We start from the raw sequence: 13,976 nt of genomic DNA, 5'->3' as shown, positions 1-13,976 counted from the left end.
GTTAGTAATTAACGTGGATGTTAATAAAATGCAATAAAAAACCACGTTTATTCTTTGTATCTTTATGTATATTAAAAAACTAATTATGAATTAGTTAAGTTGTTTAAATCAGTAAATTTATAAATAATGATAAATAAATTAGCATTAAAGAAATTAGTGGAGTTCGGAAGGCTCTCGGAAAAAAGACAGGCCAACTTCGCTAGTCAACTTAAAATACCAAAAATTGCCGCACCAACCGATGGCGGAGGTGATTATTGGAAAAGGAGCACGAGTGGCTTAAGTAATGCTTTTAAGGACAATGATAATGCAAGAATTGCTGAAAAAATTGAGGCTGTCGTGAGTGTATATCAATCAGCGACTAATAGGCTGACCAAGAAGATGTACGAAAGAAACCTCGAAATACTGCATAATTATACGAATTTCGATTTTACAAAATTGCGCCCTGCGGGTGACCTGAATTTTTTGACCAAATCAAAGGAGCTTTTAACGATAGATGATGTGCCTTTACAAATTTTACCCCACCACGTTTTTACTTTTGGCAAAGGTGAGACTGTCAAAGTAGGGGCAATTTGGTTTGTTGCCTGGCTTGAAAAGTTCAGTAAAGAAGATTTGGGAATTTATGCCGAGGCCCAATTTAATTATTTATCGAAGGTCTATGCTAAGCAGTATGAAATAGATCCGCGTTATTGTTTAACCGTCGATATTTTAACCATGGAAGCGGTAAGCTATAATGATATCCTACAAGGAGAAATCAAATCGCGGCTGCAATCCTCGGTCGATTCGCTAAACAAATATTTGAATTGACCAATCATATGAGGGAGTAATATCCGTTTGACGCATTTCTGCCTTCTTTAGATTGTTTATGCTACGGTTGAATAATAATTTAATTTCAGTTGTTGAGGGATTGGGCTGATCTACCGTTGTTTGTGGATATTCAAACTGTAGTTTTTTCTATCTGTAGAATTTACCTAGTGCCAAGTATTCAGAAAGTTGGCGTTCTGTCGCACTAGGATGTCTTTAAATTCGCCCATTACTAAATAAAATTAATTGCCAAGAACTCGCTCTTGCCAGGTCAAAACGAGCAATCATCGAAAATAATTTCAGTAAAAATGTCGGTCACAGCTATCTTTCAAATGCATGTCAACAATGCCACACCTAGTTATTTTTTGCATCTTTTAATTGTTTATTTATATGTAAATATTTGAAAATTAATTATTTATGATTTAACGATCAATTTTTGTCACTAAATTTTTATAACATTTAAAAGATAATTAGACACTAACAAAAAACGCGTTTAAAGCTTTTTAAGACATTAAATCACTAAAATAACAGATTAAAAATATAAATTTGCTTTTTTTAGGTAAATAATATATTTATTTCGGATTTATTGCTTTGAATTGTCGATTCTTTTTCGTAATTTTGAAAAAAAATTAATCATGTTAATATCATTCGCAGTAACCAATTTCAGATCCATCAGCACACGTATGGAAATGACCACGCTCAAAACAGGGTTGAAAGGGTTAGAATCGAATTACTTTAAAAGCCATAGTAAAAAGAGCCTGCTTAAGTCGGCTGTGATCTATGGCCCAAATGCTTCCGGCAAGACCGGCTTTTTAACTGCACTGAATGCTTTGAACTTTTTGGTACTTAAATCAGCGAGCTTTAAGGCCGACGAGGACATGGGTGCCTACGAGCCGCACTTATTGGATAAGCATTATGCCAGTCTGCCTGTAACTTTTGAATTGAGTTTTGTTAATCAATTGCAGTATGACTATATCGTTTCTTTCAATGAACATCAAGTAGTTCAGGAAGAGCTTTACTATTATCCTGCGAATTCCCGCAGTTTGCTTTTCGCCCGTCAGGCCGGAAAGGATATCAAGTTTGGGGACTATTATAAAGGGCCTAAAAAAGCCCTTGAAAAGCTTTTGATGCCTAATCAGTTGTTTCTTTCCAAGGCTGTCGAAAACAATGCAGATGATATCTTATTAAAGGCATTTCGCTTCTTTACATTGGGGTTACGTGTCTTTCCGATGATTGAAGCTTATCACGAGCATAATTTGACCATGCTTTATGCAAAACGACTTGCAGAGGACAAGGATAAAAAATTCAGGGATCGCTTTAATGCTATGATCTGTGCGTTGGATACGGGTATAAGTTCGGTTACGGTAGAAGAGGTAGACTGGAATGATTTCAAATTCCCTGGTAATATGCCGGAGGATGTAAAAAAACAATTCCAAGAAGACTACAAATATGATGTCCGTACACAGCATATGGTGTTCGAAAACAAGGAAAGGGTCGGATTCGATTCTTTTGATATGCGACAGGAGTCAGCGGGTACTAAGAGTCTTTTTGTAATGGGTGGGATTATCTTGGATGCATTGGCTACGGGGCGTGTATTAGTGGTTGATGAGTTTGAAAAAAACCTTCACCCGAACATTACCGGTTTCCTGATTCAGTTATTTCATAATCCGGCAATCAACAAAAAGAACGCACAATTGATCTTTGCCACACATGATATCTCTCAGCTGTCCAACGACCGCTTCCGCAGGGATCAGGTATGGTTCAGTCAAAAAGACGAATACGGGAGTACCGAATTGATACGGTGTTCAGATATTCCAGGAATTCGTTTAAGTGCGCCGTTGGATAAATGGTATGCTACCGGTCGTTTAGGGGGTACGCCGATTATCAACGACGTAGATTTTTTAATTGAAATGCAGGGGGATGACGAGACTGAAAGTTAATAAAAGGATCTTGATCTTATGTGAAGGGATGACGGAGTACATTTATGCCCGTGCCCTTCAGAAGGAACTGCCACGCAATTTGCAGCGCTCAGTTGCTATTGAGATTTTTTATCAATCCCAGAATGATCCCAAAAGCCTGACAACGGAAGCGCGTAAAAGGGTTAAGCTGGCCGCTAAAGACCGAAATAATTATGATGCGGTCTGGTTGTTCTTTGATAACGACCGCTGGCCTCAGTTAGCGGAAGCGTTCGGAGTCATCCGGAAAGACGGTTTTCACATCGCCTACACATCGATCTGTATCGAACACTGGTTCATCTTACATTTCGAAAATTGTGGCAGAGCGTTCCAAAATGGCGAAGAAGCGAGGCAATATTTGATTAGGTTATGGCCAGGTTATCACAAGACCCGCAGCAATGCCTATGAAGAGCTAAAAGCAAACTTGCCCGCCGCGATTGAGCGGGCAAACCGGATCAACCAAAACCAGGAGGAAGGGATAGCAATTCATGAGCGTAATCCTTACTTCACGATGCAATACTTGATCAGCTATTTCGAACAATTAAAAGCGGAAGAATAAAATGAAATAAGTTAATAAAATAGAAAGATAATATCAGGTTTGACCTATCATAAAAGAGCCCGGGAGTGTGGTAGCCCCGAGCCTTTTAAAATTGATAGATCATTCGCACAAGGTGAATTGAAACGAATGAAAGAGGTCTAGCGTCCTCAGCTTGTATTTTAACGCACAAAAGTAGAAAAAGTTACTTTTAAAGCAAGTAAATTCAATAATTCCTTCTTTTTTCTTGTGACGGTGTCCGGGCGGCTGATTCCCGGTGACGTAAGTAACACAGTTAAAAAGGAGGAATTTTTATGTCCGAAAGATTTACACAAAAACCGGTCATCATGGATGATGCCCTGAGCACCGGAAAACTTAAAGTAAGCCAGTTGATGACACTGGTTGAAAACCATCCCTATTGTGCAGCAATCGCCGATATTTTTAAAACGGAGGATGCCAAAGACGAATGGATCATTGTTGATCATATAGACACCGTTTTCAAGCGGTTGAAATACATCAATGAGCATTTTGAGCGTTTTGCGATCAAAGCGCAAACTAAACACATCAGTATCCGGGAAAGCGCTACACCCGTGGCTGACCTGAGCAATCCGCACCCGTTGATCTTCAATTTTGATGAGTATATCTTGGGTAAGGATATGAATAACGATCTGGATTGCTTTGCGATCTACGATGCTAAAAACAGTTATTTCGATAACTATGATATGGCTAAATATGCTAACAAGTTATACAAGATCGGGCTTGGGGCTCTAGCGCAATATAATTTGGGCTATTTTAAGGATCTGGCCACGAATGACCGCCGCTATAACAAATTGAAAAGTTACCGTTTAGTTAGTAACAACGGCCAGCTATTTCTGAGAGGAATTACCTCAGTAGATAAATATTTCGAATACGGGGTCGATTTTACGTTCGTAGTTGCCATGCTAACTCTACATAGAGATATGCAGCAACATACAGGTAATGAATACCAAATTACCAGCGCCGGGGTTTCTGAATCGAAACTGGAGTTGTTTGTGGCTGATAAGTTTACGAAAGATGCCGGCGAGTTCGGCAAAGTCGGATCAGCGCTGGCCATTTCAACCAATGATCTTGGACAGGGATCGCTTAATTTTACCAAAATCTTTCGCGTAGGCGGACGGTTGCATAACGGCATCTACTTATTCCCGAATAAGGAAAAGACCCGAAAGCATAAGCTGCAAATATCACACTCGACAGGTGTACAAAAAGTACTGACTTATTTACATGAGGTCGGCTTAATGTTGAACGATACCGATGAAACCATCGACGAACTGAAAAATATTAAAGGCATTAAAACGCCGGATGAGCTGCGCGCTCATATCGAGCGAAAGATTACCAGTCCTAATAGCGCTTTTAAGAGCGTACAAGCACTCAAAGATATTTTCAAGCCGAAGATCGATAATCAGGTCAAAGGTTTTGTAAAGCTGCTGGAGATGTGTAACAAAGCCGAAGAATTGGATATTGATTATGATCTGAAGGAAAAATTGCGCTACATCATTTCTGACATTCTATTAAAATAATATGGAGATGGCTGAACTAGAAGAAGATCAGATAACCTTAACAAACTATACGGTATCGAAACGCCCGTCTATTAAGATCGAAGACCGCTTTAGGCTTTGGGTTCGTTCGGGTGGCCGTTGCGCGATCTGCAACAAATACCTCTTAGATCTGACTTATGAGGTAAACGTCGGGGAAATGGCCCACATCGTTGGCTGGAGTAAGGCTAAAAACTCACCGCGCGGTGAGGCTAAAACGCCGTTGGACGAGCGTAATGATGTCAATAACCTCGTATTACTGTGCGCTGAACATCATAAAATCGTTGATACAAAAGCACTGTTGGAAGAGTTTACGATTGAACGCCTGATTATGCAAAAGGTCAAGCATGAACAGCGAATATTTCATTTGACAAGTCTAAATGCCGATGCCGAAAGTGTTGTTTTGCGTATGCTAGGTGGTATCCGCGGCGTAAACGTAGAAGTCAGTAAAAAGCATGTCCGCGATGTCGTATTCAAGAGTGAAGAAAAATTTGCGATGTATATGGATAGTTTCGATCGTCATGGCATTGAGATCGACCTGCATACTCTTGGCGAGCCAGAGGAAGCCTGGGATGCTTATTGGCAGATGGGGCAAACGATCATAGACAGAAGCTTGAGGCCGTTAACGGATGGGATCCAAAAAGGCACTATCCGACACTTATCAGTATTTGCACTAAGCCGGATACCATTACTGACTTACTTGGGATACAAATTGGGTGACAAAGTGCCTGCATCATTCTATCAGAAACAACGCGGAACCTCGGAAACATGGGCATGGTCAACAGATGAACCGGAGGTGCAGTTCGAAATCAATTATCTGAAGAAACACGAATCAAATAAGCTAAGCTTAGTACTTTCGATTAGTGGCAGTATTCCATTAGCCGATTTACCAGAAGCCTCAAAGTCGGGTAGTAATATCTATGAGATTCGCCCAATCGGAGTGACGCCTCACCGCGACATTTTTACTAATCGCAAGTCACTGGAGAATTTTACTGTGGTTTATCATCGGTTTTTAAGTGAACTGGAAAAAGACCATAAGGCCTCCCGCAACATTGATTTCTTCCCGGCAATCCCGGTAACTGCTGCCATCGCTTGTGGCAGAGGGCTTATGCGTGATGTACATCCCGCCATCACTATTTACGACCGAACTGCCAATGGCTATCGGTCATCACTGAAAATTAATAATAATGAAATTAATTGAGTACTTTAAAAATTTCTTGGATAAGGAAGTAAATTTAAATAGCAGCAGGATTTCTATTCTTGACGATCGTACAGAAGCCATTACCAAGGTTCTGCAGGACAGTGAGCTTTTAGAAGATCACTTCCTGGACGTAATTCCGCAAGGTTCTTATGCGCACAAAACGATCATCAAGCCTGTTAGGGTAACAGATGAATTCGATGCGGATGTTTTGTTTTACATGGAAGAATTTTCTGACTGGGAAGCCTGCGATTACGTTGAAAAACTCTATCAATTATTCCGGGATAACAGCACCTATCGCGACAAGGTTGGCCGGAAGACTCGTTGCGTAACGATTGACTACGCCAACGATTTTCATATTGATGTGGTGCCATTTTTAGAGCGCCACGGAAAAAAATATGTGACTAATAGGAGAGATAATACTTTTGAACTAACTGATCCAGAAAAATATACAGAATGGCTGGACGAACGCAACCGCATCACCAAACATCATTTTGTTAAAGTGATTCGTTTGATCAAATATTTAAGGGATTATAAGCGTACATTCTCCATTAAGTCGATCGTTCTGAACGCACTTTTGGGAGAACAGGTAAATGATGCCGCGCTGCTGCAAGATCCTAATTGCTATAATGATATACCAACCACGCTGTACACCATCATGAGGAAACTCAAAGCGTACGTTGAAAGCTACCCCACGATGCCGACCATTAATGATCCCGGAGAAACCGGTGAGAATTTTGGTGACCGCTGGGATCAAGATGGCTGGGCCAACTTCCGTACGAAAATGATCTATTATAGTGATAAAATAACTGATGCCTACGAAGAGGCCGACAAAGAAAAAAGCCTTCAAAAGTGGCAACTCATCTTTGGTACAGAGTTTAAAAAACCTGAGCAAAAGGTCGATGCCAGCGTTCAAAATAACAACCGTGGTTTAGTAAGCTTCAATAATACCGAACAACAAATTGCAGACCTTGGTTTTCCGCTCCGTATCAATCCTGTATACAAACTTCGTATGATGGGCCGCGTCGGAAAAAAAGCAGGCCATCGTCATTATGATCTGCCCACCCAGGGAAATCGGGTAGGTAAGCAACGCGATCTTTTTTTTGCGATCAAACAATGCACAGTGCCGCTGCCATATCAAATTTATTGGAAAGTGCTTAACCGTGGTGACGAGGCATTGAAGCTTAATAATGTTCGTGGGCAGATACACGAAGGTAAAGACAGTCACTATGAAGTCACCCAGTTCCGCGGCAACCACTTCGTCGAATGTTATATTGTTAAAGACGTCATCTGCGTTGCCAAAGACCGCCAGTCAGTGATCATTATCTAAATATTTAAACATGAATGTAAAAATTGAACAAACTAAAATAAATGCATTGTCCGCCAAAATTCTTCACCGAAAAAGCAAGGGTAAACTGGAAGGACTGAATAACTTTTTCCTGATATTGACAGTAATTGTGCCTATATTGTTTATAGTAGCTTTATATGTGTCCAAAGGTACCAGCTATGAAAACCTGATTAACATAGTCAGTTTTGCTTTGTCCGTTGTTCTAATTGCGGTAGCCGTTTTATCATTGATTTGGGGAGTAAGCGATAAGATTGTCGTACACAAATTGGGAATGAAAAACAATATTTACATTGCCAACGAATGCGATAATGTTGCACAATCTACAGAAGCTGAGCTTACTTGGTTTTTCAGATACGTCTCTGAAATGGACTTGCAGGATAATGATACCTTTTCAAAAATCTCCGATGATGAACGTCAAACAACTTACCGGGAAGCATTAAAAGAATTTGACCCAGGTAATTATTCTATTGTCTGCCCGGTTTGTAAAAGCTCACCTTGGGAATTTAAGAAAGGTAATTGTCAACTTTGCGGAAATACTAAAAAATAATTACATGATACAAAAATTTTTACTTTGGTACAACGCCCTAACAGAGGCGCAACAAAAAGAGATATTAGATTATATCTTCAACAATCAGATTAAATCCCTTAATGAAGGTCTATATACAGGCCCTTCGACAAGATTGGAAAAAGGTCTATTTACCGGGCCTTTGAGTTCACAAAATGGATGCCCTACTTGTAAAAGACCTTTTTAATAAAATATCATTAATATTCTAGGATGACAGTCAAGTGTAGACAAGTAAAGCGCAACCTTGCACTTTACTTGTTTACTAAACGAGCCATTACCAAAAAGTAATAACTAATTTAAACCTTCTCCAACTTCCTTTTCAATAATTTCATATCCTTACTGATTTTCACATCAAGGACTTTGGCATAATGCTGTGTCTGTTTTAGTGACTTATGTCCCAGCATTTTTGATACTGTTTCCATTGGTACGCCGTTGGTGAGAGTGACAGTAGTGGCAAAAGTATGTCTGGCAGTATGGAAAGTTAGCTTTTTATATATACCAGTCACATCAGCAATCTCCTTTAAGTAAGAATTCATTTTCTGATTAGTTAAGATGGGTAGAAGAGTGCCCGTGGTTAAGCATTTGGGATGATTGTTGTATTTATCAAGAATAGCCAGCGCATTCGGAAGTAATGGAAGTCTTGTGCTCGATTTAGTTTTTTGCCTAGTTGTGATGATCCATTTATCGCCATCTATACCAATCACAATATCGGTAATGCGAAGTTTGTAAACATCACTATATGCTAGACCGGTATAACAACTAAAAAGGAATATGTCCCGTACATGTTTTAGCCTTTGCGTGTCGAATTGTTTATTCCTTATCCTGATCAACTCATCTCCGGTTAAGACTACTGGTACCACCTCATCTCGTTTTGTTCTAAAACCTAAAAACGGATCTTTGGCTAGCAACCCTTTTTGTTGACACTCCAAGATTATTTTTTTGAAATTCCCTAGGTATTTGACAGCAGTGTTATTTGCACAATTCCTCTCCGTTTTAAGCCAGAATAGAAATTGGGAGATGAAATCGTAGTCTAAACTTTTAAGCTCCAGGTCTTCTTTTTTATACTTCCATTTGATGAAGTTTTGTACATGGTCGCAGGCTGTTCTGTAGCGGGTTAATGTGGCGGGAGCAATCTCCCGGCCTACTAAAGCTTTAATTTGCTTATTATGGCGCACAAAGGCTTCTACAATGAAATACTTTTTTTCATTGTTTCCAGTCAATACATCTTTAATGTTGTCGGCGGTTAATGCTTTATTACTTTCCAGTAGTATGGATTTCGCCCGATAAACCTTAACAGAAATCAAATCTAAATAAGAATTCAATTCTTTCGCTTCTTCGCTGATACCAGTTGTCCTGCTTAATTGTGCGTTCCATTGATCAGGTATCCATTGTCTTTTGGTTGATATTTCCCGACGCTCTCCGTCTACCGTGATCCGTAGATAAATATATCTGTTTTCATTTTTTCGATTTTTGGTTTGCTTTAAATAATAAAGCAAACCGAAGCTTTTTTCTAACATGTGTTCTTTTTAAATGTCCGCAAATTTGTCAAGGGTTATATTGAATTAAAAGAACAGGTATTTTACATTTCTTAAATCTCAATTCATGGATACTAATTGAGATATGAGGGACACTTTATTTAATCAGTTTTGCTATTGTAAATAGACTTGGTGCGTCATTTTTGGGGCTAAAAAACGCTCCAAAAGACGCTCATGAGTTTTGGGATTTTATACGAGTTTTGTTATTCTCTAACAAACTCTAAAAACAAAAAACCTCTAATTAGCGAAATTAGAGGGTTTTTGTTTTCTCAAAGTTAGGTTCGATATCAATGCATGTAATTGAAAAAGCCCTGTAAATTATTGATTTACAGGGCTTTTTATTTTCAGCGGAGAGCTAGGGATTCGAACCCCAGGAACCTTTCACAGTTCAACAGTTTTCAAGACTGCCGCAATCGACCACTCTGCCAGCTCTCCGGCGACAAAAGTACAAATCTGAAGCGGATTGCCAAATCTGAAAATGATTTTTTTTCATTTTATTTACATATCCTTAATAAGCTTTTGATAGCCAGTTTATTAATTTTATAAATTGCTTATAAATTGCCTGTTTTTTTGCTTCGGAAGGTGTTATAACGCGGTTTTTCGATGCGAATGTTGCGTTTTGAAAGCTCAATACTGGCGTTTAATTCAAATCCGATGAGCAAAATTAGCGAATTGAGGTACATCCAGATCATCACTACGATGATGGTTCCGATGGAGCCATACACTTTATTGTATGATGAAAAATGGTTTATATAATAGGAGAACCCTATTGAAGTTAATATGGCTAAGCCTGTTGCCAGAACAGAGCCCGGGTTAATGAACTTCCATCTTTTTTTGTGAGCTGGCCCATATCGGTATAAAATGGATACCGTTACAAAAAATATGATGATGATCACTACCCAGCTCAACAGCAAACCGAGTAAGGAGTACAGCCAGATAATGCTTTTACTAATTAAATGCCGCCTAATGAATTTGATGGCTGTTTGCCCGGCTACAAGTATACCTATGGCTATAACAAGGGCAAAACTGATAGCAATGGTAAGCAGTAGCGCCACGCCTCGTCTTTTTATCCAGCTGCGCCTGTCTTTGAGCAGCGATGATTTATTAAAAGCCTTCATCAGGTTGGTTACCCCATTGGTGGCAAAATACAGCGTAGATAGGAAGCCTAAGGATAATAATTTGCCATTCTGGTTCTTGATGATATCGATGAGGGTGTCCCTGAATGCCAGATAGGCGTTGGTAGGTAAAATGGTGGATAATATCCGCAATAACTCAACCTGGAAGTGATCTATAGGTATGTAAGGTATCAGCGTACACAAAAATATCGTTGCCGGAAATATAGCTAACATAAAGCTATAAGCCAATGAAGAGGCGCGGTTAACCAGCGAACTGTTGGCGATCTCTTTGTAAAAAAAGACAATAACCGTATACAGTGGCAAAGGACGAAAACCTGGCAGGATGATAACTTTTGTCCAGTCAACAAAGTACCTGTAAAAACCAAACCGGAGCAAAAAATGATGCAGCCATCTCATTAAACCAAATCTACTTAAAAAACGGTACTAATTTATCAATGAAATCCTGCGGTGGTAAGCAGGGGCGGTTTGTTTTCATGTTGATGAATACCAGCAATGTTTCGCCCTGGTTGATCAGTTCGTCTTTGGGATTACTCAATTCATACCGGAAATGGATACGGATACCCGGCATTTTATCCATGATCACCTTTATGCTGATTTCTTCATCATATAGGGCTGGTTTAAGGTACTTGCATTTTAGCTCCAGTACGGGCATCATAATGCCCGACTCTTCCATACCCCGGTAGGTTAAACCCAGGCTGCGCAGCATTTCTACACGGCCAACCTCATAAAACTCGGCATAGTTGCCATAATACATATAGCCCATCTGGTCGGTTTCGCCGTACCTGACACGTATTTTAGTGGTATGCTCAAACATTAGCGCTTGATATTTCGCTCGTTAAGGGCTTGCTGAAATTTACGCGCGTTCACCAAATGGTCGCTTACATTGGTAGCAAAAGCATGATAGCCCGAAAAATCGGCCTTGGCGCACATATAGATATAATCACTTTTTTGATAGTTCAGCACTGCTTTTACTGCAGCAACAGATGGCATCATGATAGGGCCGGGAGGCAAACCATTATGCAGATACGTATTGTATGGTGAGTTGTATGACAGATACCTGGTGAGTACCCGCTTGATAGTAAAATCGTTTAAAGCGAAGATAACTGTAGGGTCGGCTTCCAGTTTCATGCCTTTTTTTAGCCTGTTCAGGTACAAACCGGCTACGGCTGGCATTTCGTCATCATGCAGGGCTTCAGCGTCAACAATAGAAGCTAAAATAGACACTTCGGGCAGGCTTAAATTAAGTGCGGCGGCCTGTTGTTTACGCTCCGGAGTCCAGAATTTTTGATAATTCGCGTACATCTTTTCGAAGAACTTATCGGGTGATGTATTCCAATACAACTGATAGGAATTGGGCATAAACATGGCGTACACATTATCAGTAGTAAAACCATATTTAGACACGTAGCTGGCAGAATCCAGCAGGTTGATGATAGCTGTTGAATCGGGCTCGATCTTTTTAGATACAAAACCGGCAAACTGCTCTTTTTGCCTTAAACCGTGAAACTCCAGCTGTACAGGTTCCTGTGTACCAGATGCCAGCATATTGATGAGCTTGCGATTGCCCATACCCTGGCGCAGGTGGTAACGACCCGGTTTTACGCGTTTAGGATAGTTCATGTTTACCGCCGCCCAATTAAATGAGGCGGTGTCTTTCACCAGATCCTGCTCTTGTATGGTTTTTAATACCTGATCATAAGTGGCGCCGGTATGTATATACAGGTATTCCTGTTTGCCCGTAACGTTGGGGCCAAAGTACTTCAGATAATAATTGAAACCGGTAAAGCCCAGCAGTACAATAATAACGAGCACCAGGGCTATGATGAATTTTTTGAGTATACCCTTTGACGGCGCTTTCTGTTCAGTCATGATAAATAGATTTTTATTGAGTCAAGATATAATTATAGAGTCAAGATACAAGAGTCAGGAATCAAGATAAAAAAACTTTCTGGTTGTAATATTCCTATCGAAAACAAATTGATTTTATTAATTATTGACTCTTGTATCTTGATTCTTACTTTTTTAGTTTTTGGAGGGCTATCAATCCGCCGCTTAAATTTTTAACATCAAGATAACCATTTTGCTGCAATATAGTTTGTGCCGTTTTGCTGCGCAAACCAACTTTGCAGATAACGATAATCTCGTCTGTTTTGTTGTAGTCCCAATCCTGAATGCTTTGCTCCAGCCGGGGTAATGGTATATTGAGGCCACCTATATTATAGGTATGATATTCCATTGCCCCGCGTACATCTACCAGGTTCAGATGCTCGCCATTATTTAGGCGAGCCAACAACTCGGTGGCATTAATTTGTTGGGGCATCGGGTGTTTTGGTGCCTTGTGTTACCGTTAAGTTAATGCGTGTACCAATGCTGGCTTTACTGGCCGAATCGGTTTTCATAGGATACTGCGATACCACAACCACGTTAGTGGAGTCGGTAATGGTTCCCTGGTAAGTAATGGTACCAATAGTAAGACCGGCACCTTTAATGGCAAAGCGTGCGGCATCCAGATCAAGTTTAACCAGCTCCGGAATCTCCACTTCGCTGGCGCCTTCACCATCGCCCAAAACCAGGTCGATGCGTGAGCCTTTTGGTATTTTGGCGCCGGCTTTGATCACCTGGCCACCAAAACGAACTTCCAGGATACGATCACGCGCGATATCGGAGCGATAAGTAGTATCGCCAATTTTCAGGCCATAGTTTGACAAGGTTGCTACCGCTTCGCGATAACTGCTTTGTTCCAGATCGGGCAGTGAAATATTAGGGGCCTGCAGGGTAACCATGGTCAGGTAAATAACCCTGCCTTCTTTTACGTTTGTGCCCGCGTCAGGATCTTGCTCTACAATGGTTCCGGGGGCTACATCCTGCACATAAACCGAGTCGATCTTATAATCAAAACCTTGCTCTTTTAATGTGGCTGTGGCCCTGTCTATCAGCAACCCCTTGAGTTTTGGTACAGGTATGCCTGCTCCATGGTGGGTATAATATCCGAGGCTGTAGAATGCTATTAAAACGATGACTATTACCGAAATAATAGCCATGATGATGTTATTGCGAAATGATTTTGTTTTTAAGTAAGCCCCAAACTTGCTCATTGGTATTTGCTTCAAATTAAGTATCAAACATAGTAATAATTTCGGATTTGGCTATGTAGAAAGTCCGAAAGTCGGGAAGACCGCGAAGTCAGGAAGTTTTATAGGAACAGATTATTAGTCATGGAATTCAGTGATTTTTATAAAAATTGTGGTTCATTATTTAATTATTTAGTTTAAAGATTTTACTTTCGGGCATTACTGATTTTTCGATTCTACATTACGTTAAACATTTTACTT

The 13,976-nt window shown here is 40.1% G+C and carries 13 protein-coding genes and 1 tRNA gene; 7 read left to right on the top strand and 7 right to left on the bottom strand.

The features are described 5' to 3' along the window. Positions 1-126: 126 nt before the first annotated feature. The 7 genes from FHW89_RS04100 to FHW89_RS04070 all read left to right on the top strand — a co-directional run bounded on the left by FHW89_RS04100 (position 127) and on the right by FHW89_RS04070 (position 7,955). Complete coding sequence (locus FHW89_RS04100; RefSeq protein WP_172333711.1) at positions 127-804, top strand: hypothetical protein; 678 nt, start codon at positions 127-129, stop codon at positions 802-804. A 680-nt stretch (positions 805-1,484) separates the two neighbouring features. Next, entirely contained in the window at positions 1,485-2,741 is a 1,257-nt protein-coding gene (locus tag FHW89_RS04095; RefSeq protein ID WP_172333710.1) for an ATP/GTP-binding protein, read from the top strand. After that, the gene (locus FHW89_RS04090; protein ID WP_253952151.1) at positions 2,722-3,315 is read left to right on the top strand and encodes an RloB family protein; all 594 of its coding nucleotides are present in this window, start codon (positions 2,722-2,724) and stop codon (positions 3,313-3,315) included. The genes FHW89_RS04095 and FHW89_RS04090 overlap by 20 nt, the downstream gene beginning before the upstream one ends. 290 nt (positions 3,316-3,605) lie before the next feature. Further along, positions 3,606-4,847 carry a hypothetical protein gene (locus FHW89_RS04085; protein WP_172333708.1) on the top strand — a complete coding sequence of 414 codons (1,242 nt, stop codon included), beginning with the start codon at positions 3,606-3,608 and terminating at the stop codon, positions 4,845-4,847. 7 nt (positions 4,848-4,854) lie between these two features. Then, on the top strand, positions 4,855-6,063 hold the full coding sequence (locus FHW89_RS04080) for an HNH endonuclease (protein ID WP_172333707.1): 1,209 nt from the start codon (positions 4,855-4,857) through the stop codon (positions 6,061-6,063). Next, complete coding sequence (locus FHW89_RS04075; protein WP_172333706.1) at positions 6,050-7,390, top strand: cyclic GMP-AMP synthase DncV-like nucleotidyltransferase; 1,341 nt, start codon at positions 6,050-6,052, stop codon at positions 7,388-7,390. The genes FHW89_RS04080 and FHW89_RS04075 overlap by 14 nt, the downstream gene beginning before the upstream one ends. A 10-nt stretch (positions 7,391-7,400) precedes the next feature. Further along, a complete protein-coding gene (locus FHW89_RS04070) occupies positions 7,401-7,955 on the top strand; it encodes a mobilome CxxCx(11)CxxC protein (protein WP_172333705.1) in 555 nt (184 codons plus the stop codon). A gap of 314 nt (positions 7,956-8,269) precedes the next feature. On the opposite strand, the gene FHW89_RS04065 is transcribed toward FHW89_RS04070, so the two are convergent. From FHW89_RS04065 to FHW89_RS04035, 7 genes are all read right to left on the bottom strand, one after another. After that, entirely contained in the window at positions 8,270-9,490 is a 1,221-nt protein-coding gene (locus FHW89_RS04065; protein ID WP_172333704.1) for a site-specific integrase, read from the bottom strand. Positions 9,491-9,856: 366 nt separating this feature from the next. Beyond that, a tRNA-Ser gene (locus FHW89_RS04060) sits at positions 9,857-9,943 on the bottom strand. A 116-nt stretch (positions 9,944-10,059) separates the two neighbouring features. Further along, positions 10,060-11,040, bottom strand: coding sequence for a YihY/virulence factor BrkB family protein (locus FHW89_RS04055; RefSeq protein WP_172333703.1), 981 nt, complete (start codon positions 11,038-11,040; stop codon positions 10,060-10,062). Positions 11,041-11,050: 10 nt separating this feature from the next. Beyond that, a complete protein-coding gene (locus tag FHW89_RS04050; RefSeq protein ID WP_172333702.1) occupies positions 11,051-11,458 on the bottom strand; it encodes a thioesterase family protein in 408 nt (135 codons plus the stop codon). Next, a complete protein-coding gene (gene mltG / locus FHW89_RS04045; RefSeq protein ID WP_172333701.1) occupies positions 11,458-12,513 on the bottom strand; it encodes an endolytic transglycosylase MltG in 1,056 nt (351 codons plus the stop codon). Before mltG ends, FHW89_RS04050 begins: the two co-directional genes overlap by 1 nt. Before the next feature lie 145 nt (positions 12,514-12,658). Further along, a complete protein-coding gene (locus FHW89_RS04040) occupies positions 12,659-12,964 on the bottom strand; it encodes a rhodanese-like domain-containing protein (protein WP_172333700.1) in 306 nt (101 codons plus the stop codon). Further along, on the bottom strand, positions 12,948-13,739 hold the full coding sequence (locus FHW89_RS04035) for a PASTA domain-containing protein (protein WP_172333699.1): 792 nt from the start codon (positions 13,737-13,739) through the stop codon (positions 12,948-12,950). The genes FHW89_RS04040 and FHW89_RS04035 overlap by 17 nt, the downstream gene beginning before the upstream one ends. Positions 13,740-13,976: the final 237 nt, after the last annotated feature.

The sequence above is a fragment of the Mucilaginibacter sp. SG564 genome, assembly GCF_013149275.1.
Taxonomy (GTDB): domain Bacteria; phylum Bacteroidota; class Bacteroidia; order Sphingobacteriales; family Sphingobacteriaceae; genus Mucilaginibacter.
This window is presented reverse-complemented; position numbering and strand designations above follow the sequence as displayed.

Coding starts and splice junctions, on each gene's coding strand:
- FHW89_RS04070 (WP_172333705.1), top strand. CDS start 7,401: ATGAATGTAAAAATTGAACAAACTAAAATAAATGCATTGTCCGCCAAA.
- FHW89_RS04090 (WP_253952151.1), top strand. CDS start 2,722: ATGACGAGACTGAAAGTTAATAAAAGGATCTTGATCTTATGTGAAGGG.
- FHW89_RS04040 (WP_172333700.1), bottom strand. CDS start 12,964: ATGCCCCAACAAATTAATGCCACCGAGTTGTTGGCTCGCCTAAATAAT.
- FHW89_RS04085 (WP_172333708.1), top strand. CDS start 3,606: ATGTCCGAAAGATTTACACAAAAACCGGTCATCATGGATGATGCCCTG.
- FHW89_RS04095 (WP_172333710.1), top strand. CDS start 1,485: ATGGAAATGACCACGCTCAAAACAGGGTTGAAAGGGTTAGAATCGAAT.
- mltG (WP_172333701.1), bottom strand. CDS start 12,513: ATGACTGAACAGAAAGCGCCGTCAAAGGGTATACTCAAAAAATTCATC.
- FHW89_RS04080 (WP_172333707.1), top strand. CDS start 4,855: ATGGCTGAACTAGAAGAAGATCAGATAACCTTAACAAACTATACGGTA.
- FHW89_RS04100 (WP_172333711.1), top strand. CDS start 127: ATGATAAATAAATTAGCATTAAAGAAATTAGTGGAGTTCGGAAGGCTC.
- FHW89_RS04055 (WP_172333703.1), bottom strand. CDS start 11,040: ATGAGATGGCTGCATCATTTTTTGCTCCGGTTTGGTTTTTACAGGTAC.
- FHW89_RS04065 (WP_172333704.1), bottom strand. CDS start 9,490: ATGTTAGAAAAAAGCTTCGGTTTGCTTTATTATTTAAAGCAAACCAAA.
- FHW89_RS04035 (WP_172333699.1), bottom strand. CDS start 13,739: ATGAGCAAGTTTGGGGCTTACTTAAAAACAAAATCATTTCGCAATAAC.
- FHW89_RS04050 (WP_172333702.1), bottom strand. CDS start 11,458: ATGTTTGAGCATACCACTAAAATACGTGTCAGGTACGGCGAAACCGAC.
- FHW89_RS04075 (WP_172333706.1), top strand. CDS start 6,050: ATGAAATTAATTGAGTACTTTAAAAATTTCTTGGATAAGGAAGTAAAT.